At 72.9% G+C, this 26,957-nt stretch carries 25 protein-coding genes; 15 read left to right on the top strand and 10 right to left on the bottom strand.

The window, feature by feature from the left end:
* The first annotated feature begins 6 nt into the window (after window positions 1-6).
* The gene (locus BLW32_RS19880) at window positions 7-1,668 is read left to right on the top strand and encodes a DAK2 domain-containing protein (protein ID WP_068626884.1); all 1,662 of its coding nucleotides are present in this window, start codon (window positions 7-9) and stop codon (window positions 1,666-1,668) included.
* Window positions 1,665-4,013: an ATP-dependent DNA helicase RecG gene (locus tag BLW32_RS19875; RefSeq protein WP_068739401.1), complete on the top strand. Its 2,349-nt coding sequence runs from the start codon at window positions 1,665-1,667 to the stop codon at window positions 4,011-4,013. Before BLW32_RS19880 ends, BLW32_RS19875 begins: the two co-directional genes overlap by 4 nt.
* Before the next feature lie 16 nt (window positions 4,014-4,029).
* Here the strand turns inward: BLW32_RS19875 and BLW32_RS19870 are convergent, their stop codons facing one another.
* The 10 genes from BLW32_RS19870 to BLW32_RS19825 all read right to left on the bottom strand — a co-directional run bounded on the left by BLW32_RS19870 (window position 4,030) and on the right by BLW32_RS19825 (window position 15,190).
* The gene (locus BLW32_RS19870; protein ID WP_173677344.1) at window positions 4,030-4,644 is read right to left on the bottom strand and encodes a TetR/AcrR family transcriptional regulator; all 615 of its coding nucleotides are present in this window, start codon (window positions 4,642-4,644) and stop codon (window positions 4,030-4,032) included.
* A gap of 10 nt (window positions 4,645-4,654) precedes the next feature.
* Window positions 4,655-5,440: an enoyl-CoA hydratase family protein gene (locus BLW32_RS19865; protein WP_068521410.1), complete on the bottom strand. Its 786-nt coding sequence runs from the start codon at window positions 5,438-5,440 to the stop codon at window positions 4,655-4,657.
* Between the two features lie 8 nt (window positions 5,441-5,448).
* Window positions 5,449-6,618: an acyl-CoA dehydrogenase family protein gene (locus tag BLW32_RS19860; RefSeq protein WP_102102332.1), complete on the bottom strand. Its 1,170-nt coding sequence runs from the start codon at window positions 6,616-6,618 to the stop codon at window positions 5,449-5,451.
* 8 nt (window positions 6,619-6,626) lie between these two features.
* Window positions 6,627-8,582: an acetyl/propionyl/methylcrotonyl-CoA carboxylase subunit alpha gene (locus BLW32_RS19855; RefSeq protein WP_068739399.1), complete on the bottom strand. Its 1,956-nt coding sequence runs from the start codon at window positions 8,580-8,582 to the stop codon at window positions 6,627-6,629.
* A gap of 8 nt (window positions 8,583-8,590) precedes the next feature.
* Entirely contained in the window at window positions 8,591-10,180 is a 1,590-nt protein-coding gene (locus tag BLW32_RS19850; RefSeq protein WP_068739398.1) for an acyl-CoA carboxylase subunit beta, read from the bottom strand.
* 52 nt (window positions 10,181-10,232) lie between these two features.
* Window positions 10,233-11,405, bottom strand: a complete 1,173-nt coding sequence (locus BLW32_RS19845; RefSeq protein WP_068739395.1) for an acyl-CoA dehydrogenase family protein — start codon at window positions 11,403-11,405, stop codon at window positions 10,233-10,235.
* Window positions 11,402-13,153, bottom strand: a complete 1,752-nt coding sequence (locus BLW32_RS19840) for an acyclic terpene utilization AtuA family protein (RefSeq protein ID WP_068739393.1) — start codon at window positions 13,151-13,153, stop codon at window positions 11,402-11,404. Before BLW32_RS19840 ends, BLW32_RS19845 begins: the two co-directional genes overlap by 4 nt.
* Window positions 13,150-13,932, bottom strand: a complete 783-nt coding sequence (locus BLW32_RS19835) for a TIGR03084 family metal-binding protein (RefSeq protein WP_068739714.1) — start codon at window positions 13,930-13,932, stop codon at window positions 13,150-13,152. Before BLW32_RS19835 ends, BLW32_RS19840 begins: the two co-directional genes overlap by 4 nt.
* Before the next feature lie 98 nt (window positions 13,933-14,030).
* A complete protein-coding gene (locus BLW32_RS19830) occupies window positions 14,031-14,462 on the bottom strand; it encodes a hypothetical protein (protein ID WP_068739391.1) in 432 nt (143 codons plus the stop codon).
* A 23-nt stretch (window positions 14,463-14,485) separates the two neighbouring features.
* Window positions 14,486-15,190, bottom strand: coding sequence for an HNH endonuclease family protein (locus BLW32_RS19825; RefSeq protein ID WP_068523205.1), 705 nt, complete (start codon window positions 15,188-15,190; stop codon window positions 14,486-14,488).
* 83 nt (window positions 15,191-15,273) lie between these two features.
* Between BLW32_RS19825 and BLW32_RS19820 the strand changes: the two genes are divergently transcribed.
* The 13 genes from BLW32_RS19820 (at window position 15,274) to holA (ending at window position 26,900) form a co-directional block, all read left to right on the top strand.
* Entirely contained in the window at window positions 15,274-16,548 is a 1,275-nt protein-coding gene (locus BLW32_RS19820; protein WP_068739387.1) for a glutamate-5-semialdehyde dehydrogenase, read from the top strand.
* Window positions 16,549-16,594: 46 nt separating this feature from the next.
* Complete coding sequence (locus BLW32_RS19815; protein WP_068521394.1) at window positions 16,595-17,044, top strand: SRPBCC family protein; 450 nt, start codon at window positions 16,595-16,597, stop codon at window positions 17,042-17,044.
* Window positions 17,045-17,100: 56 nt separating this feature from the next.
* A complete protein-coding gene (locus BLW32_RS19810; RefSeq protein WP_068626882.1) occupies window positions 17,101-17,553 on the top strand; it encodes an SRPBCC family protein in 453 nt (150 codons plus the stop codon).
* 8 nt (window positions 17,554-17,561) lie between these two features.
* Window positions 17,562-18,455 (top strand): AAA family ATPase, encoded by an 894-nt coding sequence (locus BLW32_RS19805; RefSeq protein ID WP_068523204.1) that lies wholly within the window; start codon window positions 17,562-17,564, stop codon window positions 18,453-18,455.
* Window positions 18,452-19,960, top strand: coding sequence for a vWA domain-containing protein (locus tag BLW32_RS19800; protein ID WP_068739385.1), 1,509 nt, complete (start codon window positions 18,452-18,454; stop codon window positions 19,958-19,960). The genes BLW32_RS19805 and BLW32_RS19800 overlap by 4 nt, the downstream gene beginning before the upstream one ends.
* A 31-nt stretch (window positions 19,961-19,991) precedes the next feature.
* Window positions 19,992-20,663: a nicotinate-nucleotide adenylyltransferase gene (nadD, locus tag BLW32_RS19795; RefSeq protein ID WP_074850729.1), complete on the top strand. Its 672-nt coding sequence runs from the start codon at window positions 19,992-19,994 to the stop codon at window positions 20,661-20,663.
* Window positions 20,660-21,076, top strand: coding sequence for a ribosome silencing factor (gene rsfS, locus BLW32_RS19790; RefSeq protein WP_068521387.1), 417 nt, complete (start codon window positions 20,660-20,662; stop codon window positions 21,074-21,076). The genes nadD and rsfS overlap by 4 nt, the downstream gene beginning before the upstream one ends.
* Window positions 21,076-21,783 (top strand): histidine phosphatase family protein, encoded by a 708-nt coding sequence (locus BLW32_RS19785; RefSeq protein WP_068521385.1) that lies wholly within the window; start codon window positions 21,076-21,078, stop codon window positions 21,781-21,783. Before rsfS ends, BLW32_RS19785 begins: the two co-directional genes overlap by 1 nt.
* Window positions 21,780-22,505, top strand: coding sequence for a diglucosylglycerate octanoyltransferase (octT, locus tag BLW32_RS19780; RefSeq protein ID WP_068521384.1), 726 nt, complete (start codon window positions 21,780-21,782; stop codon window positions 22,503-22,505). Before BLW32_RS19785 ends, octT begins: the two co-directional genes overlap by 4 nt.
* On the top strand, window positions 22,502-23,356 hold the full coding sequence (locus BLW32_RS19775; RefSeq protein WP_068739381.1) for a DegV family protein: 855 nt from the start codon (window positions 22,502-22,504) through the stop codon (window positions 23,354-23,356). Before octT ends, BLW32_RS19775 begins: the two co-directional genes overlap by 4 nt.
* 125 nt (window positions 23,357-23,481) lie before the next feature.
* Window positions 23,482-24,429: a ComEA family DNA-binding protein gene (locus BLW32_RS19770; RefSeq protein ID WP_231857279.1), complete on the top strand. Its 948-nt coding sequence runs from the start codon at window positions 23,482-23,484 to the stop codon at window positions 24,427-24,429.
* Window position 24,430: 1 nt separating this feature from the next.
* On the top strand, window positions 24,431-26,044 hold the full coding sequence (locus BLW32_RS28205) for a ComEC/Rec2 family competence protein (protein ID WP_074850727.1): 1,614 nt from the start codon (window positions 24,431-24,433) through the stop codon (window positions 26,042-26,044).
* On the top strand, window positions 25,932-26,900 hold the full coding sequence (gene holA, locus BLW32_RS19760) for a DNA polymerase III subunit delta (protein ID WP_225535812.1): 969 nt from the start codon (window positions 25,932-25,934) through the stop codon (window positions 26,898-26,900). The genes BLW32_RS28205 and holA overlap by 113 nt, the downstream gene beginning before the upstream one ends.
* Window positions 26,901-26,957 lie beyond the last annotated feature (57 nt).

Raw genomic sequence — 26,957 nt, 5'->3', positions numbered from 1 at the left:
ACAGCTGTGACGGGACCGATTGCGGAGGACGGCCGCGTGGTGGTGGCCTGGCTGCGGCGTGCCGTCCTCGGACTCGAGCGCGCGGTCGACGAGATCAACACCCTGAACGTCTTCCCCGTGGCCGACGCCGACACCGGCACCAACATGCTGGTCACCCTGCGCGCCGCCGCCCGATCCGCCGAGGTCGCGGACCGCACCGAGGGGCCGCACGCCGTCGCCCGCGCGACGGTGGCGGGGGCCGTCGCCGGGGCGCGGGGCAACTCGGGCGTCATCGTCTCCCAGATCATGCGGGGCCTCGCCGGCCAGCTCGGACCCGACGCGGACCTCACCGCCGAGGGCCTCGCCACCGGACTCCGGAACGCGACGGACCTGGTGACCACCGCCGTCGCCGAACCCATCGAGGGCACCATCCTCTCCGTCCTGCGGGCGGCCGCCGACGGGGCCGGGGCCGCCCTGGCGGGCGGGGGCGACCTCGCGACCTGCGCCCGCGGCTCCGCCGACGCCGCCTTCGACGCCCTCCTGCGCACCCGGGAGCAGCTCGCCGACAACGCCGCCGCGGGCGTCGTGGACGCGGGCGGCCGCGGCCTGCTCGTGCTGCTCGACGCGCTCGTCGAGGTCACCGCGGGCGCGGTGCCCGAGCGGCCCCGCTTCGGACGGCAGATCGCGCCGCACGTGCAGGTGCACGTCGACGAGGCGCACGGACACACGCACGACCACGTCGATCCGCCCCGGGGGCCGCACGCCGACTACGAGGTGATGTACCTCCTGCCCTCCGCCACCGAGGCCACGGCGAACCGGCTGCGGGCGGAGCTCCAGGCCTTCGGCGAATCGGTGGTCGTCGTCGCCGCGGCCGATCCCGACCCCGTCGCGACCTGGTCGGTCCACACGCACACCACCGAGCCGGGCGCGGCCATCCAGGCGGGCCTGCGCCACGGCAAGCTGCGCAGCATCGCCGTCAACGTGCTGCAGGAGGCGGGCCACGCCGAGACGCCGCTGCAGGCACTGCTCGACGCGCCGCGCGCCATCGTCGCGTTGGTCTCCGGCGACGGCGCCGCGGAGCTGTTCGCGGGCGCCGGCGCGGAGGTGATCCGCTGCGACAAGGGGATGACCCACGCCGAGCTTCTCGCCGCGCTGCACCGGTTCGAGGGCCGCGAGGTGCTGCTCATGCCGAACGGCGCGCTGCCCACCCCGGAGCTGCTGGCGGTGGCCGCGCGGTCGCGCGAATCCGGGGTCCTGGTGACCCTGCTGCCGACCTCGTCGATGGTGCAGGCGATCGCCGCGCTCGCGGTGCACGAGCCGAACGGCCACGCCGCCGACGACACCTACTCGATGGCCGAGGCCGCCGCGGGCGCGCGCTGCGGGTCCGTCGTCGCCGTCACCGAGGACGCGCTGACGATCCTCGGCCCCTGCGGCCCCGGCGACTACCTCGGCATGGTCGGCGGCGAGGTGGTGGTCCTCGAGGAGGACCAGTACTCCGCGGGCGAGGCCCTCGCCGAGCTGCTGCTGGCCACCGGCGGCGACATGGTCACGGTGCTCCTCGGCGACGCCGGCGACGGCGACTTCCCCGACCGGGTCAGCGCCGCGCTGCGCCCCGACCGCCCGGAGGTCGAGGTGGTCGGCTACGTCGGCGGGCAGACCGCGAGCGTGATGGAGATCGGCGTCGAATGAGCTCTGCGCGCACCCTCACGCTGCAGACGCCGCTCGCCGAGGCCGTCGACCCCGAGATCGCCGAGGCGGCGACCGCCGAGCTCGGGCTCGTCACCGTCGGCGACCTGCTGCGGCACTTCCCGTTCCGGTACGAGGGCGGCGCCGTCGAGGACGACGGGACCCGGCGCTCGGAGCCCCGCATCGGCGACGACATCGTCGTGATCGGCACCGTCACCGCGATCACACCCCCGAAGCCGCATCACCGCGGCAAGAAGATGTTCCGGGTGCAGGTGGTCAACAAGGTCCGGGCCTACGAGGTGACCTTCTTCAACTACCTGCCCAAGCCGATCCAGCCCGACCGGCAGCTGCTGCTCATCGGCCGGCTCGGCGAGTTCAACGGCAAGCTCCAGCTCACCCACCCCGAGTGGCTCGTCCTGCCGGACACCACGATCACCTCGGCGGAGGCGCTCGCCGCCAACGAGGCGGGGTCGACCAAGGCCGGCTCGAAGCGGCTCAAGTTCGCCGACCTGAGCCTGCTGATGCAGCCCACCGTGCCGATCTACCACGGCACCAAGAACATGCCCACGTGGCTGATCCTCTCGCTGGTGGACAGCGTGCTCAAGCGGCTCGTGCCGGTGCCCGAGTCGCTGCCGCCCGCGTTCCTCGCGCTGCACGCGCTCATGAGCCTCGACGACGCCGTGCGCGCCGCGCACAAGCCCGACGGCCGCGCGCAGGCCGACCGGGCGCGGCGCCGCCTGGCCTTCGACGAGGCCGTCGCGATCGAGACCGCGCTCGCCCGCCGGGCGCACGACGTCGGCATCGTCGGCGCCCCACCGCTGCACGCGCCCGACGGTCCGCTACAGGCCGGGCTCCGCGAGCGGCTCCCGTTCTCGCTCACCGCGGGTCAGGAGGGCGTGCTCGCCGAGATCCTCGGGGACATGGCCCGCGACCACCCGATGACCCGCCTCCTGCAGGGCGAGGTCGGCTCGGGCAAGACGCTCGTCGCACTGCTGGCCATGCTCGCCGCGGTCGACGCCGGCCACCAGGCGGTGCTGCTGGCCCCCACGGAAGTCCTGGCGACGCAGCACCTCCTGTCGATCACCGCGATGCTCGGCGACCTGGCCGAGGCCGGCCAGCTGGGCGCGGCGGACGCGGCCACGACGGTGACCCTGCTGACGGGCTCGATGACGGTCAAGCAGCGCCGGGCGGCGCTGCTGCGCATCGTGACCGGCGAGGCCGGGATCGTGATCGGCACGCACGCGCTGCTCGAGGACACGGTCGAGTTCTTCCGGCTCGGCCTGGTCGTGGTCGACGAGCAGCACCGGTTCGGCGTGGAGCAGCGCGACCGCCTGCGCCGCAAGGGCACCGGCGAGAGCACCGACGACGAATCCATGCCCCACCTGCTCGTGATGACCGCGACGCCGATCCCGCGCACCGTCGCGCTCGCGCAGTTCGGCGACATGGCGACGTCCGTGCTGCGGGAGCTGCCGCGGGGGCGGCAGCCGATCCAGACCTCGGTGGTCCCCGAGGACCGGGAGGCATGGGTCGCGCGGGCCTGGGCCCGCGTGGACGAGGAGGTCCGCGCGGGGCGGCAGGTCTACGTCGTGTGCCCGCGGATCGGCGACGACGCCACCGGCGAGCAGGCCAAGGCCGGGTTCACGGACGAGGACTACGACTTCGACAAGCCGTCGGCTGCGCCGAAGACGCAGGCGCGGAGCTCGTCCCGCGACGAGCCGGAAGACGAGGACGCGAAGCCGAAGACCGTCTCGGCGATCGAGATGTACGACCAGTTGGCCGCGGGGCCGCTCGGCGAGCACCGGATCGCGCTCCTGCACGGCCGGCTCCCCGCCGAGGAGAAGTCGGAGATCATGGCGTCGTTCGCGGCCGGCGAGATCGACGTGCTGGTCGCGACCACGGTGATCGAGGTCGGCGTCGACGTCGCGAACGCCACCACGATGGTCGTGCGCGACGCGGACCGGTTCGGCATCAGCCAGCTGCACCAGCTGCGCGGCCGCGTCGGCCGTGGCGGCTTGCCCGGGCTGTGCCTGCTCATCACCGCCACCGGCTCGGAGCGCACGCTCGAGCGGCTGCACAAGGTGGCGGAGACCGTCGACGGTTTCGCGCTGGCCCAGCTGGACCTGGAGTACCGCGGCTTCGGCGACATCCTCGGTGTCGATCAGTCGGGCCTCGCGCGTCGCCTGAGCTTCCTGGACCTCGCGCAGGACGGCGACGTGCTGGCCGCGGCCAGGGACCTCGCCTACGAGATCGTAGGAGAGGACCCGGATCTCGAGCGCCACGGGGCCCTGCGCGCCATGAACGAGGTCATCCTCGGCGGCGACCGCGGCGACTACCTCGACAAGGCCTAGCCCGGACGGGGCGGGCTCAGCGCGCCGCGAAGACGGACGCCAGCTGGCGGCCCCAGAAGTCGACGACCTGCTCGCGGCGGGCGGCATCGTCGGAGAGCAGGTCGGCGAGGCCGAGGCCGCGGGCGAGGTCCAGCGTCGCCTGCACGGCGCGGCGGGCCTCCTCGTCGTCGCGGTCCACCCCGAGCAGGCGCATGGCGAGGGCGAAGACCTCGCGGGAGTGCTTGTTCTCGAAGGGCAGCATCCGCTCGCGGAGCGCATCGTCGCTCGCGGCCGCGGTCCAGACGTGCAGGGCGGCCTTGAACAGGTCGTCCGTGTAGTACTCGACGATGAGCCGCGCCACCGCGTACGGGCGGTCGGGCCCGTCCGGCACCGCCGCGCCCGCCTGCGCCACCTGGGCGAGCCGCTGCTCGCCCATGTACTCGAGCGCGGCGCTGATCAGATCCTCCCGCGTGGGGAAGTGGTGCTGTGCGGCGCCGCGCGAGACCCCCGCCTGCCGCGCCACGCTGCCCACCGTGGTGGCGGTCCACCCGCGTGCGGCGAGCGACGCGATGGTGGTCTCCAGCAGGCGCTGCCGGGTCTCCCGGCTGCGGGACTGCTGGGGTGCGCGGATGGGCGGGCGGAGGGGAGTCATCAGCAGCAGCCTATTCCGCCGGTACCGGTTCGGCCCAGCTCGGCGCGCGCTTCTGCAGGAACGCGGTGATCCCCTCGACGGATTCGGCGGAGCCGAACAGCCGCGCGGACTGCTCCCCGAGGGCGTCCGACCGCTCGTCGAAGGACCGCAGCACGTCGTGCCACAGGATCTGCTTCGTCTCCCGCAGGCCCTGCGGGCTGCACAGCTGCAGCTCGGCGAGCTGCTCCGCCACCGCGGCCGCCGGGTCCGCGACCGCCGCGGTGATCAGGCCGTACCCGGCCGCCTCGGCACCGTCGAACTTCCGGCCCGTGAGCAGCAGCGTGGAGGCGACGCGGGAGGGCAGGTGCGGCAGCAGGACCAGCGAGACCATCGCCGGCGCGACGCCGATCCGCGTCTCCGTGACCGCGAACGACGCCCCGGGGCCCGCGAAGACGAAGTCGCACGAGCCGATCAGCCCGAAGCCGCCGGCCCGGACGTGCCCGTCGACCTGGGCGATCACCGGCTTGGGGCATTCGATGATCCCGCGCATCGCGCCGATCATCGCCAGGGTGCGGGACTTCGGGTCCGAGCCTGCGCCGTTGGCCGCCGCCTCCTTGAGGTCTGCGCCTGCGCAGAACGTCGTGCCGGTGTGGGTGAGCACCACGGCGCGGGCGGCGTCGTCCGCGGCGGCGCGCTCCAGGCCGGCGCTCAGGTCGGCGAGCAGCCGCTGCGAGATGGCGTTCCGGTTGTGCGGGCTGTCGATCGTGAGATACGCGGCACCGCCGCGCGTCTCGTACCCGACCAGGGATTCGGTCATCCGGACTCCTAGTAGCTCTTGGGCAGGCCGAGCGAGTGCTCGGAGATGAAGTTGAGCACCATCTCGCGGCTGACCGGGGCGATGCGGAACAGGCGCGAGGCCACCAGCATCTGCGCCAGGCCGTACTCGGTGGTGAGGCCGTTGCCGCCGAGGGAGTGGATCGCCCGGTCCACGGCCTTGGCGCCCGCCTCGCCGCCGGCGAACTTCGCCATGTTCGCGGCCTCGGCGGCGGCGAACTCCTCGCCGGCGTCGTACAGCGTGGCGGCCTTCTGCAGCATCAGCTTCGCCAGCTCGGTCTCCACCTTCAGCTCGGCGAGCGGATGCGCGATCGCCTGGTGCGCGCCGATCGGCACCTTGAAGACGGTGCGCTGCTTGGCGTAGTCCACGGCGCGGTCGATCGCGTAGCGGGCTGAGCCCACGGAACCCGCTGCGGCCATGATGCGCTCGGGGTTGAGGCCGGCGAAGAGCTGCGCGATGGCCGCGTCGGGCTCTCCGACGAGCGCCTCGGCGGGCAGCCGGACGTCGTCGAAGAAGAGCGTCCACTGCGACTCCGGCAGGCCCACCTCCATGGGGATCTTGGTCTTCTGCAGGCCGGGGGAGTCGGTGGGCATGAGGAACAGGGCGGGCCGCAGCTTGCCGGTCTTGGCGTCCTCGGAGCGCGAGACCACCAGGATCACGTCGGCCAGCTCGATGCCGGAGATGAAGGTCTTCTGGCCGGAGATGATCCAGTCGGAACCGTCGCGGCGGGCCGTGGTGGTGATCCGGTGGCTGTTGCTGCCCGCGTCCGGCTCGGTGATCGCGAAGGCGGCGATGGTCTCGCCCGAGGCGATGCCGGGCAGCCAGCGCTGCTTCTGCTCCTCCGTGCCGAACCGGGAGATGATGGTGCCGTTGATGGCGGGGGAGACCACCAGCATGAGCAGCGACGAGCCGACCGCGGCGAGTTCCTCGCCGACGATGCCCAGCTCGTACATGCCGGCACCGCCGCCGCCGTACTGCTCGGCGATGTTCACGCCGATGAGGCCGAGATCGCCCGCGGCCTTCCACAGCTCGGTGGGGCCCTCGCCCGCGGCGATCTTCTCGCGCATGTACTCGGGTCCGAACTTCCTGCCCAGCTCCGAGACGGTCGCGCGGAGCGCCTGGCGCTCCTCGGACTCGATGACGTCCATGGAAATGCTCATGTGGGTTCCTACTCCGTATCTTCCAGCACGGCGACGACGGCGCCGGCATCGATGTTCTGGCCCACCTCGACGGCGATGGTGGTGATGACGCCGTCGGCGGGCGCGGAGATGGCGTGCTCCATCTTCATGGCCTCCATCCACAGCACGGGCTGCCCGGCGGTGACGGAATCGCCCTCCTGGGAGCCGATCCGGGTGATCACACCGGGCATCGGCGCGAGCAGTGAGCCGGCCGCTGCGGCCGCGTCGGCCGACGGGAGGGGATCGACGAGCGTCAGGGTCGCCGCGCCGCGCGCGGTCTCGACCTCCACGACGGTGCGGTCCCCGGGGTAGGCGGTGACGGCGACCGTGCGCCGGATCCCGTCGCGCTCCACCGCGACACGCGCGCGCACGCCGTCGTCGTCGACGGTTGCGACCTGCCCTCCGTCGGCGCGGAACTCCCGCTCGTCGGCGGTGCGGAACTCCGGCACCAGGGTGCGGGAGCCGAGGTTGCGCCAGCCGGGTGCGACGTGCGGCAGCGGGCTCGCGGCGGCGCCCCGCCGGTCCAGCACGGCGCCGGCCGCCGACGCGGCCTCCGCCAGCTCGGCCTCGTCGAGCAGGGGCGCGGCGAGGCGCTCCAGACGGTCGCCGGTGAGGAAGTCGGTCGCGAAGTCGCCGGCCTTGAAGTCGGCGTCGGCGAGGATCCGCACCAGGAGGTCGCGGTTGGTGGTGATGCCGTGGATGACCGCCTTGCGCAGCGCGGCCTCCGTGATCGCGAGGGCCTGCGCGCGGGTCGGCGCGAAGCCGATCACCTTGGCGAGCATCGGATCGTAGAAGACCTCGACGACGCTGCCCGCGGGCGCGAGGGCGCTGTCGAGGCGGATGCCGGGGCGGTCGGGCCCGGAGAACTCGCTCACGACCCCCGGGACCTCGAAGCGGTGAACGGTGCCGGCCGCGGGCCGCCAATCGTTGGCGGGGTCCTCGGCGTAGAGGCGGGCCTCGATGGCCCAGCCGCGGGTGGCGGGCGGCTCGGCGGACGGCAGCGGGAGGCCGGCGGCGACGTCGAACTGCAGGCCGACCAGGTCGAGGCCGGTGGTGGCCTCGGTGACCGGGTGCTCCACCTGGAGGCGGGTGTTGACCTCGAGGAAGAAGAACTCGCCCGCGTCGGTGGCGAGGAACTCGACGGTACCGGCGCCGGTGTACCCGATGGCCTTGGCGGCGTTGGCCGCAGCCTCGTACAGGGCGGTGCGCATCGCGGGGTGCCGTTCGACGAGCGGCGACGGCGCCTCCTCGAGGACCTTCTGGTGGCGGCGCTGGATCGAGCACTCGCGCTCGCCCACGGCCCAGACGGTGCCCTGGGAGTCGGCCATCACCTGGACCTCGATGTGGCGGCCGCGCTCGAGGTAGCGCTCGCAGAAGACGGTGCCGTCGCCGAAGGCAGACTTCGCCTCGCGCTCGGCGGCGTCCAGGTTCTCCTGCAGTTCGGCGCGGGTGCGGACCACGCGCATGCCGCGGCCGCCGCCGCCGGCGGAGGCCTTCACCAGGACGGGGAAGTCGCTGTCGGAGACCTGGTCCGGGGTGAGGTTCGTGAGCATGGGCACGCCGGCCTCGGCGAGCCGGGCCTTGGCGGCGACCTTGGAGCCCATCGCGGTGATGGCCTCGGGGGAGGGGCCGATCCAGACGATGCCCGCGGCCTGGACCGCGGCCGCGAACTCGGCGTTCTCGGAGAGGAAGCCGTAGCCGGGGTGGATCGCCTGCGCGCCGGTGGCCTTCGCCGCGGCGATGATCTTCTCGCCCTGCAGGTAGGTGTCCGCCGGGGACTCGCCGGGCAGGCGCACGGCCTCGTCGGCCTCGGCGACGTGCGGAGCGTCCGCGTCGGGGTCGGAGTAGACGGCCACCGCGCGCAGGCCGCGAGCGTGGGCCGCGGCGATGACGCGGCGGGCGATCTCGCCGCGGTTGGCGACGAGGACGGAATCGAATGTCGTCATGGAGTTCCTCACATCCGGAAGACGCCGAAGGCGTCGGTGCCGTGGACGGGGCCGTTGTGGATGGCGGAGAGCGCCATGCCGAGCGCCGTGCGGGTGTCGCGGGGGTCGATGATGCCGTCGTCGTAGAGCATCCCGGACATGAAGGCCGGCAGCGACTCCTTGTCGATCTGGGTCTCGATGGCGGTGCGCATGCCGTCGACGAAGGCGGGGTCCATGGCCTGGCCGCGGGAGGCGGCGGAGGCCGCGGCCACCTCGGTGACCACGTCGGCGAGCTGCTTGGCGCCCATGACCGCCGACCGCGCGCTGGGCCAGGAGAACAGGAACCGCGGGTTGAAGGCGCGGCCCGCCATGCCGTAGTGGCCGGCGCCGTAGGAGGCGCCCGCGATGAGCGAGAGGTGCGGGACCTCCGAGTTGGAGACGGCGTTGATCATCATCGAGCCGTGCTTGATCATGCCGCCGCGCTCGTACTCCGCGCCCACCATGTAGCCGGTGGTGTTGTGGATGAACAGGAGCGGCGTGTCGTAGCGGTTCGCCAGTTGGATGAACTGCGTCGCCTTCTGCGCCTCCTCGGAAAAGAGGACGCCGCGGGCGTTGGCGAGGATGCCGATCGGGTAGCCGTGCAGGTTCGCCCACCCGGTGGTGAGTGAGCCGCCGTAGAGCGGCTTGAACTCGTCGTAGTCGGAGTCGTCGACGATGTGCGCGATGATCTCCCGTGGGTCGAAGGGGATCTTCAGGTCGTCGGGGACGATGTCGAGCAGGCCCTCGGCGTCGTAGCGCGGGGGCTTGACCAGGCTCGACGGTGTCGTGCCCTGCTTGCGCCAATTGAGCCGCTTGACGATCGAGCGGGCGATCCGCGCCGCGTCGAGCTCGTCGTTGGCCAGGTAGTCGCCGAGGCCGGAGGTGCGCGAGTGCATCTCGGCGCCGCCGAGCGTCTCGTCGTCGGAGATCTCGCCCGTCGCGGCCTTCACCAGGGGCGGGCCGGCGAGGAAGACCTTGGAGCGCTCCTTGATCATCACGACGTGATCGCTCATGCCGGGGATGTACGCGCCGCCCGCGGTGGAGTTGCCGTACACGACGGAGATCGTGGGGATGCCCGCCTTCGACAGCTGCGTGAGGTTGCGGAACATCGCGCCGCCGGGGACGAACACCTCCTTCTGCGTAGGGAGGTCGGCGCCGCCGGACTCGACCAGCGAGAGCACCGGCAGGCGGTTCTCCCGCGCGATGTCGTTGAGGCGCAGCGACTTGCGCAGCGTCCACGGGTTGGAGGTGCCGCCCTTCACGGTCGGGTCGTTGGCGACGACCACCACCTCGACGCCCTCGACCACGCCGATGCCGCCGACCAGGGAGGCGCCGACCTGGAAGTCGCTGCCCCACGCGGCGAGCGGCATCAGCTCGAGGAACGGGGACGCCGGATCGAGCACGCTGTCGATGCGCTCGCGGGCCGTGAGCTTCCCGCGCTTACGGTGCCGCTCCACGTACTTCTCGCCGCCGCCGGCCAGGGCCTTGTCGAACTCGGTCGTGAGATCGGCCAGCTTGTCGAGCATCGTCTTGCGGTACGCGGCCGCGTCGGGGGCCGGGGTGCTGCGGAGCACCGTCATGAGTGGAGTCCTTTGCCTTCGTCGGTGTCGGAGCGGGTGCCTGGGTGGGGGATCACGTGTAGCCGAGGCGGTTGGCCGCGAGCGTGGTGAGGATCTGGGTGGTGCCGCCGCCGATGCCGAGGATGCGGACGTCGCGGTAGTGCCGCGAGACCTCGTACTCGGACATGTAACCGTGGCCGCCGAACAGTTGCACGGCCTCGTTCGCGACCCACTCGCCGCACTCGACGGCGGTGTTCTTCGCGAAGCACGCCTGGGGCACGAGCTCGGCGGCCGCGGCGGGGCCGCCGGATTCGAGTGCCTCGGCGTACAGGTCGGCGACGTGCCGGCTGTAGACGCGGGCCACCTCGATCCTCCGTCGCATCTCGGTGACCGTGTTCTGCACGGCCTGTCGTTTGATCAGCGGCTGCCCGAAGGTCTCGCGCTCGCGGACCCAGCCGAGGGTGAGGTCGAGACAGCGCTGCGCGTGGGAGTAGGCCTGCACCGCGAGGGCGAGCCGCTCGGTGACGAAGGCGGCGCCGATGAGCAGGAAGCCGCTGCCCTCGGGGCCGATGAGGTTCTCGGCGGGGACGCGGACGTCGGTGAAGGAGAGCTCCGCGGTGTCGGAGGCGTGCCAGCCCATCTTCTTCAGCGGCGCGCTCACCTCGAAACCGTCGAGGCCCTTGGGGATCACCAGCAGGCTGATGCCGCTCGCGCCCTCGCCGCCGGTGCGGACGGCGGTGACCACCCAGTCGGCGCGGATGCCGGAGGTGATGAAGGTCTTGGCGCCGTTGACGATGTAGTGGTCGCCGTCCTTGCGCGCCGTGGTCCTGAGGTGACCCACGTCGGAGCCGCCGTTCGGCTCGGTGATGGCGAGCGAGCTGATCTTCTCGCCGGCGAGGACGGGCGCGACCCACCTCTGCTTCTGCTCGTCGGTGCCCGCGAGGATGATGTGCGGCACCGAGATCCCGCAGGTGAACAGCGACGCGAACAGGCCGCCGGAGCCGCCTGCCTCGTGCATCGCCTCGCACACGATGAGCGCGTCGCGGGGGTCCCCGCCGCCGCCGCCGACCGACTCGGGGAACGAGACGCCGAGCAGGCCCAGATCGCCGGCCTTCGTGTGCAGCTCGCGGGGCAGGAGGCCGCCGGCCTCCCAGTCGTCGAGGTTCGGCAGGATCTCGCGCTCGGTGAACGCGGTCACCGTCTTGCGCAGCGCGAGTCGCTCCTCGGACTCCCACAGGCTGGTCATGCGATCTCCTTCGTGGTGTGGCCGGCGGGCAGCAGGCCCGCGGGCAGGTCGATGTAGCGGCCGCGGAGCCACTCGCCGACACCCTTGGCCTGCGGGTCGAACCGGTAGCCGTGCGCGACGCCCTTGCCCAGCAGGTCCTCGACGACGAAGTTGAGGGCCTTGAGGTTGGGCAGCTCGTAGCGGCGGACCGGAAGGTCCGCAGCCTCCGGAAGGAGTTCGCGCAGAGCCTGTTCGGTCAGATTACTGCGCAGCCATTCGTACGCCGCGTCGGACTCCGCCCAGACGCCGACGTTGGCGCTACCGCCCTTGTCGCCGCTGCGCGCGCCGAAGACGGTGCCGAGCGGGACGCGGACCGTCGGGCCCGCCGGGAGCGCGGCGTCGCCGCCGGGCTGGGAGGGGTCGGCGGCGAGCTCTTGGACGACCTCGGGCGGGGCGATCTCGACGACGGTGCCGTCGGGCCGGTGGGCCCGGTGCGGGACGTCGCCGTTGGGCACGTACACCGCCTGGTACACGCCGTACGGCCCGCCGCTCGACGGCGGGGCCATGGGGGAGGCGCCGGGGTAGGTGGCGAGCGCGAGTTCCACGGCGGCGGAGCTGAAGGCGCGGCCGACGCGGTTCGGGTCGGCGTCCCACGCCACGGCGGTCAGGGTCGCCGACGCGGCCGCCTCGGTGGGGGCATCGGGGTGGTCGGTGCGGGCGAGGCGGAACTGCAGGTCCGACGGTGCGCCGCCGCTGCGCTCCAGTGCGTCGCGGAGCTGCGCCTCGAGCAGCGCGGCCTTGCGCTCGACGTCGATGCCCGTGAGCAGGAAGGCGATCTCGTTGCGGAAGCCGCCCAGCGTGGTGGTCGCGACCTTGGTCGTGGTCGACGGTGCCTCGCCGCGGATTCCGCTCACGGTGACCCGGTCCGGGCCGTCCTGCGCGAGGGTCATGGAATCGAGCCGCAGGGTGACGTCGGGGTTCGCGTACCGCTGCCCGGTGACCTCGTAGAGCAGCTGCGCGGTGACGGTGCCCACCTCCACGACGCCGCCCGTGCCGGGCTGCTTGGTGATGGCGAAGGAGCCGTCGGCGGCGATCTCGGCGATGGGGAAGCCGGGGTGCAGCAGCTGCTCGATGGGGTGACGGTCGAAGAAGGCGTAGTTGCCGCCCGTGGCCTGCGTGCCGCACTCGATGATGTGGCCCGCGGCGACGGCGCCGGCGAGGGCGTCGAAGTCGGTGCGCTGCCAGCCGAACTCGGCGATGGCGGGCCCCAGGATCACGGAGGCGTCGGTGACCCGGCCCGTGATGACGATGTCGGCGCCCGCGGCGAGGCAGTCGGCGATGCCGAAGGCACCGAGGTAGGCGTTGGCGGTCACCGCGTTGGGAACGCCGAGCTCGGCGGACCGGGCGAGGAGGTCGTCACCGTCGACCCAGCCGACCGTGAGATGACGGGCGGACTCGTCTGCGTTCTCGATGGCCTTCTCGACCGCGGCGGCGAGCCCGCCCGGGTTGAGGCCGCCGGCATTGACGACGACCTTGGTGCCGCGCTCGGCGAGCAGGCCGAGGTGCGGGGTGAGGTGGCGCAGGAAGGTCTTGGCGTAGCCCAGGTCCGCGTCCTTGAGTCGGTCGCGGCCGAGGATGAGCATCGTGAGCTCGGCGAGGTAGTCGCCGGTGATGTAGTCGACGCGCGGGCCGGCGAGCATCTCGCCGATCGCCGCGGCGCGGTCGCCGTAGAAGCCGGAGACATTGGCGATGCTGACGGTGCGGGTCATGGACGTTCCTCCTGCGGGGCGCGGCCCGTGCCGGGGGCCCCGGCGAAGCACTGCGCGATGGTGAGCCAGTGGGCGGCGTCCTCGCCCGTGGCGACGAGATCGGTGTCGACGAGGTTGACGCGCTGGGTCGCGAGGCGGCAGAAGTCCTCGAGCGAGCCGGTCACCCGCTGCGCGGCCTCGCCGGGGCCGAAGGTGATCTCGGCGCCGTCGGCGGCGACGAGGAACACGTCGAAGGGCTCGGCGGGCGGGGTCTCGCCGTTGACGGTGTACGCGAAGTCGCGGGTCTTGTAGGCGATCTTCGCGACGTGGGGCAGCGCCTCGGGGGCGTCTAGCTCGATGCCGGCAGCGTCGGCGATGTCGAGACCGTGCGCCCAGGTCTCCATGAGGCGCGCGTTGGCCATGGTGGCGGGCCGCATGGGCGGGCCGAACCAGGGGAGCGGTGTGCCGGGATCGGCCTCGCGGAGCGCGACGGCGAGGGCGGCGCGGGCGCGGTCCCAGCGGGCGCGCAGGTCCGGGTCCGCGGCCAGCTCGGCGGCGCCCGCGTCGACGAAGCCCATCGGGTCCTGCATCGCGTCCGTCAGGATCGCGGCGAAGCCGTCGGGGTCGGTGGCGGAGACGAGGGAGACCTCGTCGGTCCAGGCCAGATGGGCGACCTGGTGGGCGACGGTCCAGCCCTCGGCGGGCGTGGAGATCGACCAGTCGGGGAGCGAATCCGCGATGGCGGCGACGGCGGCCGAGGTGGACTCGAGCGCGTCGAACACGGGGGCTGAAGTGGGCACGCCCACACTCTGTCAGCCGGAGCGGAAAAAAACAAGCAGCACTGCTTGTTTGCTGTCGGGTAGCTCTTCGGGCGATCCAGGTCATTCGGGAGGGGCGCTCAGGCGCCGCGCGCGAGGAGCAGCGCGCCGCCCAGCCCGACGTCGTAACCGGCGCATAGGGCGGGGTACCAGTCGGGCAGTGCGGTATCGGCGGGTTCGTGGTGGTAGACCGCGTCGAACGCGGCGTGGGACAGCCACGCGAGGGCGACCGCGACATGCGCCTTCCGCGCGGAGAGGGCTGCGGCGGCCGCGATCACCACGGCGCTCGCCGCGACGACGGCGGACTCCCGCTGGTCCCTGCGGGAGCGGCCGCGCCGACTCGCCGGGTAGATCACCGCGGCCACGACCAAGCCCGCGGCGGCGACGACGGCGCCGGGCCGGGGTGGGAGCGCGCGGACCGCCGCGGCGGAGAGCAGACCGGCGCCAGCGGCGGCGGTCAGCGCTCCGATCCGGTGCGCGGATGACGAGCGGCGGTGCGGTTCCGGTGGCACGGCGGGGTCCTCTCGGGAGCGGTTCAGGAGCAGGTCGTCGCGGCCTCGTCGACGACGGCGGCGGAGGAGCGGTCCACGGACAGGCCGTACTCGCGGGCGACGAAGGCGAACTGCCGGACGTACTGGCAGTGGAAGCGCTCGTTCGACGGCATCCAGCGGCCCGGCGGCGAGTCGCGCTTGTTCTCGTTCGCCGGCCCGTCCACCGCGACGAGATTCCGCGGATCGTTGGCGAACGCCGCGCGCTTCGCGTCGTCCCACGACCAGGCGCCCATGTCCCAGGCGTAGGCCAGCGCGACGACGTGGTCGATCTGCACCTTGGCGGAGGTCTTCGCGCCCCGCTCGAAGCGGATCGTCGCGCCGCCGTACGGGTCGGCCAGGACGCCCGTCGCCACCGCGCGGGGGCACGCAGAGGTGCGCACGTAGGTCTTGTCCTTCAGGTCGCGGTCCAGCACGTCGTTGCGGGTGTCGCAGCCGTTGTGGCCGAGCGGCGCCGATTGGTCGTCGGTCCACGCCTTCCCGAAGGCCGCGCGCCGGTAGGGCTGCGGCGCCCGTTCGCGGGCGGCGACGATCCGGACCCCGGCGAGGGGCGCACCGTCGGGCATCGTGGCCGAGGGTGCCGCCGCGCCGGTGGTGGGCTCGGCCCCGGACCGGTCCCGGTACGCCCCGATCGCGACGAAGACGGCCGTGGCCGTGACGAGGACGAGCGCCAGCCACGACCGCCGGGACAGGCTGCGGGCGGTTCTCCGGCGGGACACGTCGGCAACCTAACACCGCGGACCGACAAGTCAGGCCCGCCACGTATTCTCGGACCATGAGCACGCCCACCGCCCAGGACGCCGAACTGCAGACCGCGACCGCCGCGGTCGAGGAAGCGGCCCGCGCCGCCCGCGCCGCCTCGAAGCAGCTGATCACGCTGACCACCGAGCAGAAGAACGCCGCGCTGCACGCCGCCGCCGACGCGCTGCTGGCGAACAAGGACCGCATCCTCGCCGCGAACGCCGAGGACGTGGAGCGGGCCCGCGCCGCCGGCACCGAGGAGTCGCTCATCGACCGGCTCGCGCTCAACGAAGCCCGGGTCGACGGCATCGCCTCCGGCCTGCGACAGGTCGCCGGGCTGCCGGACCCCGTCGGGACCGTGCTGCGCGGCTCGACCCTGCCCAACGGCCTCGAGCTGCGCCAGGTCGCCGTGCCGCTCGGCGTGGTCGGCATCGTCTACGAGGCGCGCCCGAACGTCACCGTCGACGCCTTCGGGCTCACGCTCAAGTCGGGCAACGCGGTGCTGCTGCGCGGCTCCAGCTCGGCCGCCTCGTCGAACGCCGCCCTGGTCGCCGTGCTGCGCGAGTCCCTCGAGGCGAGCGGCATCACGCCCGACGCGGTCGCGCTCCTCTCCGCCGACTCCCGCGCCAGCGTCACCGCGCTGATCCGCGCCCGGGGCCTCGTCGACGTGGTCATCCCGCGCGGAGGTGCCGGGCTCATCGCGGCCGTCGTGCGCGACGCGACCGTGCCCACCATCGAGACCGGCACGGGCAACTGCCACATCTACGTCCACCCCGCGGCCGACCTCGACATGGCCGAGCAGATCGTGCTCAACGCCAAGACCCGCCGGCCCAGCGTGTGCAACACCGTCGAGACCGTGCTCGTGGACCGCGCACTCGCCGATACCTTCCTGCCCCGCCTGCTCGGCACCTTCCAGGCCGAGGGCGTGATCGTGCACGGCGACGAGACCGGCATGGTGCCGGCCACCGAGACGGACTGGGCCGACGAGTACCTCAGCCTCGACGTCGCGGTGAAGATCGTCGACGGGCTGGATCAGGCGATCGAACACATCGACCACTACGGCACCGGGCACACCGAGGCCATCGTCACCGGCGACCTCGCCGCCGCCCGCGCCTTCACCACCCGCGTCGACGCGGCCGCGGTGATGGTCAACGCCTCCACCACCTTCACCGACGGGGAACAATTCGGCTTCGGTGCGGAGATCGGTATCTCGACGCAGAAACTGCACGCCCGCGGCCCGATGGGCCTGCCCGAGCTGACGTCCACCAAGTGGATCGCGTGGGGCGACGGGCACGTCCGGCCCCGGTAATCCCGACCCCGCTTACACCCGGCGCGCGGCCCGGTAGGTTGTCGCCATGGCAATCAACGAGTCCCTCGAATTCGACATCGACGCCCCGGTCACGCTGGTCCTCGACACGCTCGCCGACGTCGAGGCCCTGCCGGACTGGTCGTCGGCGCACAGCAACGTCAAGGTCGTCGAGCGCGACGCGAACGGCCGCCCCAGCGTGGTCGACGCCTCGGTCGGCCTCATGATGTTCAGCGACAACCTGACCTTCGACTACGTCTTCACCGACGTCAGCTGCAAGTGGGACACCCGCAACGAGGGCACCGCCGTGCGCAGCCAGGGCGGCATCTACGAGCTCTCGCCCAAGGGCGACGACCAGACCCACGTCAAGGTCACGATGTACCTCGACCCCAAGGTCAAGGCGCCCGGCTTCGTCGTGAAGAAGGGCATCAAGCTCGCCATGGACATCATCAAGAACGGCCTCACCAAAGAGGTCATGAAGCGCAAGGCCGCGGCCTGACGGTCCGCCGCCGGGCTCCCTTCGGCGGGGCCCGGCGACACCGCTAGATTGTTGCGATGGCAATCACCGAGAAGGTCGAGTTCGAGATCGACGCCCCCGCCGCGCTCGCGTACGCGACGCTGCTGGACGTCGAATCCCTCCCCGCGTGGTCGTCCTCGCACAAGCGGGTGACCGTCGCCGAGCGCGATGCGGCGGGCGATCCGCGCGTCGTCGAGGTCGAGGCCGGCATCGTCGGCATCAGCGACACCATGCGCTTCCGGTACGAGTTCACGCCCGAGACCAGGGTCGCGTGGCAGTCCGAGGGCGAGGGCATGGCGGTGCGGTCCCAGGGCGGGTACTACCAGCTCACGCCCATCGGGGACGACAAGGTGCACGTGTTGTGCGAGATGAACATCGACCTCAAGATCACGCTGCCCGGCTTCGTCGTGCGCAAGGGTGTGAAGATGAGTGCAGAGATCGCGTCGAAGGGCTTCTCGAAGGAGGTCCTCAAACGGAAGGCTGCACGCTGAGCACCGACATCACGACCCCCGCGCCCACGGCCCTGTTCACCAGCGTCGACGACGTCGCCGCGGCGCTGCGCGAGACCGGCTACATCCCGTCGATCGCCACCGCCACGGCCGTGTTCCTCGCCGACAAGCTGGGCAAGCCGCTCCTCGTGGAGGGCCCGGCCGGCGTCGGCAAGACCGAGCTGGCCCGCGCCTGCTCCCAGGCCCGCGCCGCCCGCTTCGTCCGCCTGCAGTGCTACGAGGGCATCGACGAGGCGCGCGCCCTGTACGAGTGGAACCACGCCAAGCAGATCCTGCGCATCCAGTCCTCGGGCAACGACGGCGACTGGGACGACACCAAGCAGGACGTCTTCTCCGAGGAGTTCCTCCTCCCGCGGCCCCTCCTGCAGGCCGTGCGGGACGGCGGACCGTCGGTCCTGCTCATCGACGAGGCCGACAAGGCCGACCTCGAGTTCGAGGGCCTGCTGCTGGAGGTCCTCTCGGACTACGCGGTGACGGTGCCCGAGCTCGGGACGATCGTCGCCGAGCGCAAGCCGCTGGTCTTCCTCACCTCGAACGCCACCCGCGAGCTGTCGGAGGCGCTCAAGCGCCGCTGCCTCTACCTGCACATCGACTTCCCGGACGCCGAGCTGGAGCTGTCGATCATCCGCAGCCGCGTCCCCGACCTGCCGACCGAGGTCGCGCAGCAGCTGTTGCGCGTCATCTCGACGCTGCGCGGCCTGGACCTGAAGAAGAAGCCCTCCGTCTCGGAGACGCTCGACTGGTGCCGCACCCTCCTCGCGCTCGGCATCACCGGCAGCGCCAGCGGCTCCATCGACAAGGGCGCGCTCCGCTCGACGCTCGGCGTGGTGCTCAAGCACCAGGTCGACATCGAGACCGCCGCCGCGGCGCTGGGCCTGTCATGACCACCGTGCGGGATCCGGGCGCCGGCACGCCTCTGGATACGCACCTGCACGCCTTCGTGCGGACGCTCCGCGAGCGCGGCATGGCCATCGGCCCGGGCGAGGCGATCACCGCCGCCGAGGTGCTGACAGTGCTCGACCTCACCGACCGCGGCCAGCTCCGCGAGGGCCTCGCCGCGGTGCTGCTGCGCGAGCAGATGCACCGCAAGACCTTCGACGTCATCTTCGACCTGTACTTCCCGGTCCGCGGCGGCTTCGGTGCCGCGGGGACAGGGCCCGACGGTGCCTCCGGTTCCGGCGGGGAGGGCTGCTCCGGTGCGCCCGGGGAGGCGCCCGACCAGGTCGACCCGTTGAAGATGCCGGCCGCCGACACCCCGCCCGATCCGGACGCGGTCCGCGAGGCGCTGCGGCAGGAGGCCGTCGCCGCGCTCGTGGCAGGCGGCGACCACGACGGGATCGCCAGCCAGATCGTCGAGCAGCTGGGCGAGTACAACTCCGCCACGGGCACCGCCTTCTCGTCGTACCAGGCGCTCAAGGCGCTCAACCCGCAGACGCTCATCGCCGCCATCGCCAACGGCTTGCTCGCGGCAGCGGGCGAGGAGGGCGCCGCGCCCGGCAGCTTCGAGTACGAGTCCGCCCGGCGGGTCGCGCGCTCGCGCGTCGCCGGGCTCACTGAGCGGGTCACCGAGCTCACCTCCGTCGCCATGGCGGCCCGACGGGGGCCCGAGGCCGTCGCGCAGTACGCCGCGCCGCAGCTGCCGGAGAACGTCGCCTTCTTCGCCGCCACCCGCACCGAGCTGCACCGCATGGAGCAGACCGTCCGGCCGCTGGCCCGGCAGCTCTCCACGCGCCTGCTGGTGCGGCGCCGCCGCGCCCGCCGCGGCCCCATCGACCTGCGCCGCACGCTGCGCAAGTCGATGTCGACGGGCGGCGTGCCGATCGATCTGGCGCACCGTCGACCCCGGCCGACCAAGCCCGAGCTCGTGCTGCTGTGCGACCTCTCCGGCTCCGTCGCGGGCTTCTCCAACTTCACGCTGCTGCTCACGCACGCGCTCAGCGCGGAGTTCTCCAAGATCCGGGTGTTCGGCTTCGTCGACTCGGTGGACGAGATCACCGACTACATCGACCCGTCGCGGACGCTCACCGTCGACACCGTCGTGGACATGTTCGACCGGGTGATCCGGGAGACCAACGTCGCGCGGTTCGGCGGCTCCGACTACGGGAACGTGCTGCGCACGTTCGTCCGCGACTTCCCCGACGCGGTCACGCACCGCGGCACGCTGCTCATCCTCGGCGACGCCCGGTCCAACCACACCGATCCCGCGCTCGCGGAGCTCGACGAGCTCGTCGACAAGGCGCGGCACGCGTTCTGGCTCAACCCCGAGCGCAGGGCGTCGTGGGGGACGGGCGATTCGGTCGCGGACAAGTACGGGCGGCTCATCGACATGTACGAGTGCCGCACCGCGGGGCAGCTGGCCGAGGTCATCGGGCGCCTGCTGCCGGTCTGACCCGGCGGCGGGGTGCATAGGATGGTCCGTTATGCGTGAGTCCAGTACCGCCGGGCACCATCGCGGCAGCGATCAGGGTCGCCGTCGCGTCGGCGTCATGGGTGGGACCTTCGACCCGATCCACCACGGCCACCTCGTGGCCGCCAGCGAGGTGGCGGACCGGTTCGACCTCGACGAGGTGATCTTCGTCCCCACCGGCCGGCCGTGGCAGAAGAGCGAGGTCACGCCCGCCGAGGACCGCTACCTGATGACGGTCATCGCGACCGCCTCGAACCCGCGCTTCTCCGTCAGCCGCGTCGACATCGACCGCGGCGGCGACACCTACACCGTGGACACGCTGCGCGATCTGCACCGGCAGAACCCCGACACGGACCTGTTCTTCATCACCGGCGCCGACGCCCTCGCGTCGATCCTCAGCTGGCAGGACTGGGAGGAGCTGTTCGGCCTCGCGACGTTCATCGGCGTCTCCCGGCCCGGCTACCAGCTGGCCGCGGATCACCTGTCGGACGTGCCGAAGGATAGATTGTTCCTCGTGGAGGTGCCCGCGCTGGCCATCTCGTCGACCGACTGTCGCGCGCGCGCCGACGCCGGACGGCCCGTCTGGTACCTCGTGCCCGACGGCGTGGTGCAGTACATCGCCAAGCGCGCTCTCTATCAGAGCCGTCCGGCACCGGACAAGACCGTGAACCCAGGAGGATCATGACCGCATCCGATCAGGCCCGTACCCTCGCCGCCGTCGCGGCCCGTGCGGCCGACGACAAGCTCGCGAGCGACGTCGTCGTGCTCGACGTCTCCGAGCAGCTGGTGCTGACCGAGGCCTTCGTCATCGCCTCGGCGAGCAACGAGCGGCAGGTGAACGCCATCGTCGAGGAGGTCGAGGACCAGCTCCGCGAGGCCGGCGTCAAGCCCACCCGCCGCGAGGGTGCGCGCGAGGGCCGCTGGGCGCTGCTGGACTTCCTCGACATCGTCGTGCACGTCTTCCACGAGGAGGAGCGCGAGTACTACGCCCTCGAGAAGCTGTGGAAGGACTGCCCGCGCATCGAGGTCGAGGGCCTGGGCGAGCACGCCCCGGCCGAGGGTTCCGCGGGCACCGACGGGGACCGCGAGGGCGCCTGATGCACGTGGAGGACGGGCTCGACTCGTCGGTCGAGCGCCTGACCCCGACGGTGCGCCGGCTCATCCTGCTCCGGCACGGCCAGACCGCGTCGAACGCCGAGGGCCGCATGCAGGGCCAGCTCGACACCGACCTCACCGACCTGGGGCGGCGGCAGGCCGCCGCGGCCGCCGACGCGCTCGGCGACCGCGACCCCATCGCCATCGTCAGCTCCGACCTGCGCCGCGCCCGCGACACCGCGGACGCGCTCGCGGCGGTGACCGGCGGCACAGTCGAGACCGATGTCCGGCTGCGGGAGACCATGCTGGGCGACTGGCAGGGCATGACCCACCACGAAGTCGACGCGTACATGCCCGGCGCACGCCGACGGTGGCGCGACGCTCCCGAGTGGGCGCCGCCCGGCGGGGAGGCCCGGGTGGATGTGGCCGCGCGGTCGTACCCTCTGGTGACGGAGCTCAGCGAGCGGCTCTCCGAATGGGGCTCGAGCGAGCGGCCCGTGATCCTGGTCGCGCACGGCGGACTGATCGCGGCCCTGACCGCCCGGCTTCTGGACCTGCCCGTCGACCATTGGCCGGTCCTCGGCGGCCTCGGCAACTGCAGCTGGGTACAACTCTCCGCGCACGGAGACGCGACGCGGTGGCGGCTCGACGTGTGGAACGCCTCCTCGGACCTCGACTCCTCGACCCGGCCCGCCCCCGAGGTCCAGTGAGCGATTCCCCGACCGGCACGCTCCTGGTGCTCAGCGACTCCCTGGGCTTCTACGGGCCCGAGGGTGCGCTGCCGACCTCCGATCCGCGGATCTGGCCCAACCTGGTGGCCGCGGAGCTGGGGCTGCGCTGCGAGCTGTTCGCCCGCGTCGGGTGGACCACGCGCGACGGCTGGTGGTGCGTGACGCAGGACCCCCGCGTCTGGGCGGCCGTGCCGACCGTCGAGGCGGCGGTGCTGGCACTCGGTGGCATGGATTCGCTGCCCTCGCCGCTGCCGACCGCGATTCGCGAGCAGATCCGCTACCTGCGCCCCGCGTCGCTGCGCGCCCGCGCCCGCGACGGCTACGCCACGATCCAGAGGGTCTTCTCGCCGGTGGGCTGGCCGATGGCGCTGCCGCCGAAGGTCACCGTCGACTACCTCGGCAAGACCTACGACTCGCTCCACTCCCTGCGGCCGGAGGCGCCGATCGCCGTGCTCGAGCCGCCCACGCACCGGGCGCTCGCCTACTCCTTCGCGCACCCCGGGTGGGCGCGCACGCGACGGGCGATGCGGGAGTGGTCCGACGGTGCCGGCGTGCCCACCGTCCCCCTGCGTGACCTGTGCGAGTGGTCGTTCGACCTGGGGATCAATAACATCGACGGGATCCACTGGTCGTTCGAGATGCACGAGCAGGTGGCGCAGCGGGTGCTGCGCGCGCTGCGCGATGAAGGGGGTGCGCGATGAGCGTCGTCGTGGTGACCGATGCGTCGGCCGCGATCGCGCCCGAGCGGGTCGCCGACATGGGCATCCGCATCCTGCCGCTGCACGTGCTGTCGGGCGAGAGCGAGTACATCGACTACGGCACCGGCTATCAGGCGGACCGGTTCGTCAAGGAGGGCGTGACCACGTCCGGCCCGTCGGTCGGCGAGGTCCGCGAGGTGCTCGCCGCCGCGGTCGCCGAGGCCGACGGCGACGGGGTCGTGGTGATCACGATGAGCTCGCACCTGAGCTCCACGTACTCGACCGCCGTGGCGCAGGCGGCGCTCATGGACGCGGGGATCACCGTGGTCGACTCGCGCTGCATCGACATGGCGATGGGCTTCGGCGTGCTCGAGGCCGCGCGGCTCGCCCGTGCCGGGGCGTCCGCCGACGAGGTCGCCGAGGCCGCGCGCCAGGTACTCGACGGTGCCGAGGGCTTCTTCTGTGTCGCGACACTGGATCATCTGCGGGCCGGCGGCCGGGTGAGCGCCCTGGCGAAGCTGCTCGGCGGCGCCCTGCAGATCGTGCCGGTGCTGCGGCTGCAGGACGGCCGGATCGTCTCCGAGCGCAAGACCCGCACGGTCTCCCGCGCCCGCGATCAGCTCGCGGCGCTCGCCTCGCAGCACCTGGGGAACCGGCCCGCGCGGGTCGCCGTGCACCACGTCGAGGCGCCGGAGGCGGCCGAGCACGTGGCCGCCCTGGTCGAGGAGGAGTTCCCGCAGCTCCAGGAGCTGGTGATCGGCCCGTTCGGCGGCACGATCGCGGCGCATCTCGGCCCCGGCGCGGTGGGCGTCGCGGTCGCTCCGGCGCTGGTCGACGGCGCGGATCCGGCCTAGCACACCGCGGCGACGGTTCCGGCGCGTCCGAGGCGTTCCTCCACAGGTTCGGGGTTATCCACAGGCGCTCTGCTTCTTGCTTCTCTGCGGGTTTTCCGACGATGCCCGCGCTCTAGGTTCGTCGCATGAACGGCGAACGAGAGGCAGTGGCCGGGACCGGCGTCGCGGAGGAGCAGATCTTCGCGCGGCCGGCGTGGCTCGAGGAGTTCGCGCCCGTCCGGGGCGACGGTGGCCGGGACGGCGACGCGGTCGACGGCGGAGCCGCGTTCGACGGCGGGGGCGCGCCGTCGCGACGGGTGCGGATGGAGGACGACGATTTCTGGGACGACCAGGAGCCGACGGGGTGGCGCTCCACGGTCGAGAAGGTCAGGACCACACCGCGCGCCGCGGTGGCACTCGTCGTGGTGGGCGTGATCGCCGCCGTCGTGGCGGCGGTGGCGGTGCTCGGACCGTCGCGCGAGGGCGGCGGGCAGTATCCGGTGGTCGATTTCGCGGGCGCGTCGGCGTCGGTGGAGCCGACCGTGTCGTCGGCGGGCTCGTCGTCGGCGCCGGCGGGGTCCGGTGCCGCGCCCGGGCCGAGCGCGGCACCGTCGGAGCTGGTGGTGGCGGTGGTCGGTCTGGTCCGGGCGCCGGGGCTGCACCGGTTGCGGCCCGGCGCGCGGGTGGCCGACGCGCTGACCGCGGCCCGCGGGGCGCTCGGCGGTGCCGACACCGCGAGCCTGAACCTGGCGCAGCCCCTGCGCGACGGTGATCAGGTGGTCGTCGGCGTGGTGGACGCGAAGGCGGGGGTGACGTTGCGCAGCTCGGTGCGCTCGGGGTCCGCGGCGGCGGCAACGCCGACGCCCGGCTCGGGCGCGGCTGGAGGAACAGCGACTGCGACGGGCACTGTGAACATCAACACCGCGAGCGCGACGGAGCTCGACCGGCTCCCCGGCGTCGGCGCGGCGACCGCCGCCGCGATCATCGCCTACCGCGACAAGAACGGGCCCTTCCGCACCGTCGACGACCTCGGGAAGGTGAGCGGGATCGGGGACGCGAAGCTCGCCAAGATCAAGCCGATGGCCACGGTGTGACGTGCACGAGCGGCTCGACCTGCGGCTGCTCCCGGCGGCTATCGCCTGCTGGGCGGCCGCCGCGGTCGCCCTGAACTCCGCCGCCGCGGCGTGGTGGGTGACGGCGGGGCTGGCGGCGGTGGCGGTGGGCGCCGCGGTGTTCCGGCGGCGCGATCCACGGCCGCTGGCGCAGGCGGTGTGCCTGGTGGTGGCCGCCGCGGCGGGGTTGGGCGCGGGCGTCGCCGCCTCGGTCGCCGTGCGCGTGCACGACCGGGAACGCGCCGCGATCGCCGACTTCGACGGCGCGGGCGCGGTCGAGGTGGTGCTCGAGGTCGACGAGTGGCCGCGGCAGCGCTCCGGCGATCCGGGCGGGCACCTCGACGCCTCGCGGGTCCTCGTGCCCGCGACGGCCCTGGCGGTTGGAACCGATGCCGTCGTGCCCGCGCGCGGGGGAGTGCTCCTCCTCGGCGCGACGCAGGACCTCGGCGGCCTCGTGCCCGGCGAGACGGTCTCGATCCGCGCGACGGTGCTGCGGAGCACGCGGCCGGGCCTCGTGGCCGCAGTGCTCGTCGGGTCGGGGGAGCCGACGGTGCTCAGCCGCGCGCCGCCGTACTTCCGGGCGGCCGCGGCGGTCCGTCGCGCGCTGGCGGCGGTGGCCGCTGAGGCGCTGCCGGTCGACGCGGCAGGGCTCCTGCCCGCACTCGTGCTGGGCGACGAGTCCGCGACGCTACCGACGGTGCGCGGCGACTTCCAGGACTCCGGCCTCACCCACCTGACGGCGGTGAGCGGCGCCAACTTCGCGATCATCGCGCTGTGCGTGCTCGGGCTGTGCGCGGCGGCGGGCCTGCCGCTCGCGGCGCGGGCCGCGGTGACGACGGTGGCGATCGTCGCCTTCGTCGGGTTGGTGGGTCCGACCGGATCGGTGGTGCGGGCCGCGGTGATGGGGCTCGTCGGGGTGGCCGCGCTGGCGTTGCGGCGCGGCCGGCAGCCGCTCGTCGCCCTGTTCGCGGCGGTCATCGTGCTGATGCTGGTGCGGCCGGCGCTGGCCCGCGACATCGGCTTCGCGCTCTCGGTGGCGGCGACGGCCGGGCTGGTGCTGTGGTCGCCCGTGGTCCGCGACCGCCTGGTCGCGTCGCGGGTGCCGGACACCCTCGCCGGCCTGCTCGCGGTCACACTGGTCGCTCAGGTGGTGACGCTGCCGCTCGTCATCGCCTTCTCGGGCCGCGTGCCGCTGGGCGGGGTGGCGGCGAACCTGCTGGCCGGGCCGGTGATCCCGGTCATCACGGTCGTGGGGACCCTCGCCGCCGTGGCGGCCCCGATCGCGGCCCCGGCCGCAGCGCTGGCGGTGCGGGCGACGGGGCCGGAGCTGTGGTGGGTGATCGCGGTCGCGCGGTGGTGCGCGCGGATCGGCGTCGTCGCCGTGCCGGGTGGCGCGGGCACGGGCGTCGCGCTCGTCGTGGCGTGCGTCGTCGTCGGTGGGGTCTGGAAGTATGGGAGCCGTGGTGGACAGCGCGCGCGTACACGTGGTGGTGGGGACCGAGGGCCTCCTGGTGGAGCGGGCGGTCTCGGCGATCGTCGAGTCGGCGCGCACGGCCGCAGGAGACGGGGGCATGGGGCTGCCGGGCGGCGCGGGTGACGCCGTGCCGGTCACCCGGATCCGCGCCGGCGACGTCGACCAGTCCGAGCTCGTGGAGCTGCTGAGCCCGTCGCTGTTCGCCGAGGAGCGCATCGTCGTCCTCGAGTCCGCGGGCGAGGCCGGTAAGGCCCCGGTCGATCTGATCGTCGAGGCGGCGAAGAACCCGCCGGACGGCATCACCCTCGTGATCGAGCACAGCGGCGGCGGCCGGGCGAAGTCGATGGTCGCCGCACTGAAGAAGGCCGGCGCGGAGCTGGTCGAGGTGCCCACCATCACGTCCGCGCGCGACCGCGCGGACTTCGCCAAGTCCGAGTTCCGGGCGCAGAAGGTGCGCGTCTCCGACGAGCTGGTGGACCTGCTGGTGGACTCCGTGGGCAAGGACCTGCGCGAGCTCGCCGCGGCGATCGCGCAACTCGTCGCCGACACGGGCGGCCGCGTCGACCTTGCCGCGGTGCACCGCTACTACGCGGGCCGCGCCGAGGTCACCGGATTCGAGATCGCCGACAAGGCCGTCGCCGGGCAGGTCGCGGCGGCGCTGGAGGCCCTGCGGTGGGCCCAGCACCGCGGTACGCCGCACGTGCTCATCGCCGACGCGCTCGCGGACGCGGTGCACTCCGTCGCGCGCATCCGCGGCCTCGGCCGCACCCCCGATCAGTACCGGGACGCGGGGGAGCTGGGCATGGCGCCGTGGAAGGTGAAGAAGATGACGCAGGTCGCGCGACGGTGGCGTGCCGAGAACGTCGCCGGGGCGCTGCAGGCCGTCGCCGCGGCCAACGCCGACGTGAAGGGCCAGGCGGCGGATCCGGACTACGCGCTGGAGATCGCGGTCCGCAGGGTCGCCACGCTCGCGGGCTGACAGGAGCGCGGGTGCTCAGCCATCCGCACCCGGATACGCGAAAACCGCGCCGTACCA

Source organism: Tsukamurella tyrosinosolvens, from assembly GCF_900104775.1.
Lineage (GTDB): Bacteria > Actinomycetota > Actinomycetes > Mycobacteriales > Mycobacteriaceae > Tsukamurella > Tsukamurella tyrosinosolvens.
This window is presented reverse-complemented; position numbering and strand designations above follow the sequence as displayed.

Coding starts and splice junctions, on each gene's coding strand:
- BLW32_RS19875 (WP_068739401.1), top strand. CDS start 1,665: ATGAGCTCTGCGCGCACCCTCACGCTGCAGACGCCGCTCGCCGAGGCC.
- BLW32_RS19870 (WP_173677344.1), bottom strand. CDS start 4,644: ATGACTCCCCTCCGCCCGCCCATCCGCGCACCCCAGCAGTCCCGCAGC.
- BLW32_RS19865 (WP_068521410.1), bottom strand. CDS start 5,440: ATGACCGAATCCCTGGTCGGGTACGAGACGCGCGGCGGTGCCGCGTAT.
- BLW32_RS19860 (WP_102102332.1), bottom strand. CDS start 6,618: ATGAGCATTTCCATGGACGTCATCGAGTCCGAGGAGCGCCAGGCGCTC.
- BLW32_RS19855 (WP_068739399.1), bottom strand. CDS start 8,582: ATGACGACATTCGATTCCGTCCTCGTCGCCAACCGCGGCGAGATCGCC.
- BLW32_RS19850 (WP_068739398.1), bottom strand. CDS start 10,180: ATGACGGTGCTCCGCAGCACCCCGGCCCCCGACGCGGCCGCGTACCGC.
- BLW32_RS19845 (WP_068739395.1), bottom strand. CDS start 11,405: ATGACCAGCCTGTGGGAGTCCGAGGAGCGACTCGCGCTGCGCAAGACG.
- BLW32_RS19840 (WP_068739393.1), bottom strand. CDS start 13,153: ATGACCCGCACCGTCAGCATCGCCAATGTCTCCGGCTTCTACGGCGAC.
- BLW32_RS19820 (WP_068739387.1), top strand. CDS start 15,274: ATGAGCACGCCCACCGCCCAGGACGCCGAACTGCAGACCGCGACCGCC.
- BLW32_RS19815 (WP_068521394.1), top strand. CDS start 16,595: ATGGCAATCAACGAGTCCCTCGAATTCGACATCGACGCCCCGGTCACG.
- BLW32_RS19810 (WP_068626882.1), top strand. CDS start 17,101: ATGGCAATCACCGAGAAGGTCGAGTTCGAGATCGACGCCCCCGCCGCG.
- BLW32_RS19800 (WP_068739385.1), top strand. CDS start 18,452: ATGACCACCGTGCGGGATCCGGGCGCCGGCACGCCTCTGGATACGCAC.
- nadD (WP_074850729.1), top strand. CDS start 19,992: ATGCGTGAGTCCAGTACCGCCGGGCACCATCGCGGCAGCGATCAGGGT.
- rsfS (WP_068521387.1), top strand. CDS start 20,660: ATGACCGCATCCGATCAGGCCCGTACCCTCGCCGCCGTCGCGGCCCGT.
- BLW32_RS19785 (WP_068521385.1), top strand. CDS start 21,076: ATGCACGTGGAGGACGGGCTCGACTCGTCGGTCGAGCGCCTGACCCCG.
- BLW32_RS19775 (WP_068739381.1), top strand. CDS start 22,502: ATGAGCGTCGTCGTGGTGACCGATGCGTCGGCCGCGATCGCGCCCGAG.
- BLW32_RS19770 (WP_231857279.1), top strand. CDS start 23,482: ATGAACGGCGAACGAGAGGCAGTGGCCGGGACCGGCGTCGCGGAGGAG.